The sequence below is a fragment of the Mesorhizobium sp. M7A.F.Ca.CA.001.08.2.1 genome, assembly GCF_003998455.1.
GTDB classification, from domain to species: domain Bacteria; phylum Pseudomonadota; class Alphaproteobacteria; order Rhizobiales; family Rhizobiaceae; genus Mesorhizobium; species Mesorhizobium ciceri.
The window spans coordinates 1-1,793 of record NZ_RZPW01001013.1; the positions used below are offsets into that span (position 1 = coordinate 1).

The window sequence follows — 1,793 nt, forward strand, 5'->3', positions numbered from 1 at the left end:
GCTGTGCACCCGCTGGACCATGGTGCTGATGCGTGAACTGGTGGCCGGCTCGACCCGCTTCAACGATCTTCGCCGCGGCGTCCCCAAAATGTCGCCGACCCTTCTGTCGCAACGGCTGAAGGAACTTGAGATCGCCGGGATCGTCGAGCGCAAGGAAGTGCCGGGCGAAAAAGGCATCTTCGAATATCGGCTGACGGAAGCCGGCCGGGATTTGCGTCCTGTCGTCGAGGCAATGGGCTTCTGGGGGCAGAAATGGGTCGAGTCCCGGCTGTCGCTGAAGAACCTCGATCCGTCGTTGCTGATGTGGGACATGCGGCGCAATCTGAACCCGTCGCCGCTGCCCGAGGGACGTACGGTGATACAATTCCTGTATCAGGACCTGCCGGCATCCAAACGCTCGTGGTGGCTGATCGTCGAGAAGCACGGCGAGGTCGATCTGTGCTGGTACGATCCGGGTTTCGATGTCGATCTCTACGTCTCGACCGACCTGCACACCATGACGGCGATCTGGATGGGAGTGCTGACCGTCGAGAAGGCCGGCGCCAGGGTTGCCCTGACCGGCGACCAGGCCATCGGCAGGAAGATGCAGACCTGGCTCGGCCTCAGCCCGTTCGCGGTGGAGCCCAAACGCGCGGCTTAGGAGAATCGGTGCATGTTAGGCGCGCCTGCGGCCCCTGTCATTTGCAAGGTGATAGGGTTGCACGAGGACTTCGGCGGGAATTTTCCATTCCTTGTTCAGTTTGAAGACCATATCCAGGGTGAGTGCGCGCTTTTTGTTCAACACCTCGGTCGCCCGGGGTGATGATCCGATCACCTCGGCCAGCGCCTTCCGCGACAGGTTGAACAGTTCCATGTGCGAATGAATGGCTTCAACGGGATCCGGTGCTTCAATCGGGTAGTGCTTATCCTCATAAGCCTCGATCAGGGTTGCGAGAACGTCGAACCGGTCACCATCGAGAGAGCCGACCTCCGGCTCATTTTCAAAATATTTAGTGATTTCGGCGATCGCCCAATCGTAATCGGCTTCGGTTTTAATGGGTCGAATGTTTTCCATCACACCTTCTCCGGATCAATCTTGTCATACTCTTTGTGCGTGCCGACGAATTTGATCAGAACGCGGTGAAACTTGTAGGCGACGTGGACAATCAAACGATACTTGTTGCCGCTAATGTCGAAAATGATGCGATTGTCACCGACGAAATCGACTGTCGCTCCAAACGCATCCTTGACGTCAGCCGGGGTCTTCCAATCAGCATTCCCGACAGCCACATACCAAGCCGTCAAAGGAGCTTCGGCCTGATTGTGTTTTGCCCAAAAATCCTTCAGCGCCTTCTTGGCAATTATCTGCATGACCTGATATAGCAAATTCCCAAATTGGGAACAAGAGGTTTTTCCCAAATTGGGAAAGGCAAGTGAGGTTCTCCAGGCACTTGTCAGGAAACGGGTGGCGGGGCCGGCTTGTGGTGGCTTCAATGCGGTCATGTTCATCACCCTGGCCAAGAATCTGAAGTCCGCGCCGCTGCAAATCACCGACGATCCGCGCTGGGCGCGCATCGTCGCGCGCGACAAATCCGCCGACGGCGCATTCTGGTATTCGGTGGCGACGACGGGCGTCTATTGCCGGCCTTCCTGTCCGTCTCGGCGCGCCAATCCGAAAAATGTGCAGTTGCACGACACGCTGGACCAGGCCAGGGCGACCGGTTTTCGCCCGTGCCGGCGCTGCGATCCACATGGCCCGTCGCTCGAGGCCGGCAACGCGGCGATGGTCGCCGCTGCCTGCCGCAGGATCGAGC

General features: G+C 58.3%; 4 protein-coding genes. 2 read left to right on the forward strand and 2 right to left on the reverse strand.

Features of this window, described 5'->3' with window-relative positions; translation table 11 throughout:
- Position 1: 1 nt before the first annotated feature.
- Positions 2 to 640 (forward strand): helix-turn-helix domain-containing protein, encoded by a 639-nt coding sequence (locus tag EN914_RS34140; protein WP_245497915.1) that lies wholly within the window; start codon positions 2 to 4, stop codon positions 638 to 640.
- A gap of 15 nt (positions 641 to 655) precedes the next feature.
- Here EN914_RS34140 and EN914_RS34145 read toward each other — a convergent pair whose 3' ends face one another.
- Entirely contained in the window at positions 656 to 1,054 is a 399-nt protein-coding gene (locus EN914_RS34145; protein WP_024501642.1) for a type II toxin-antitoxin system HigA family antitoxin, read from the reverse strand.
- Positions 1,054 to 1,350: a type II toxin-antitoxin system HigB family toxin gene (locus EN914_RS34150; protein WP_013530736.1), complete on the reverse strand. Its 297-nt coding sequence runs from the start codon at positions 1,348 to 1,350 to the stop codon at positions 1,054 to 1,056. Before EN914_RS34150 ends, EN914_RS34145 begins: the two co-directional genes overlap by 1 nt.
- Positions 1,351 to 1,480: 130 nt before the next feature.
- Here EN914_RS34150 and EN914_RS34155 point away from each other — a divergent pair.
- A partial coding sequence (locus tag EN914_RS34155) for an Ada metal-binding domain-containing protein (protein WP_281034688.1) occupies positions 1,481 to 1,793 on the forward strand: 313 nt, incomplete at its 3' end.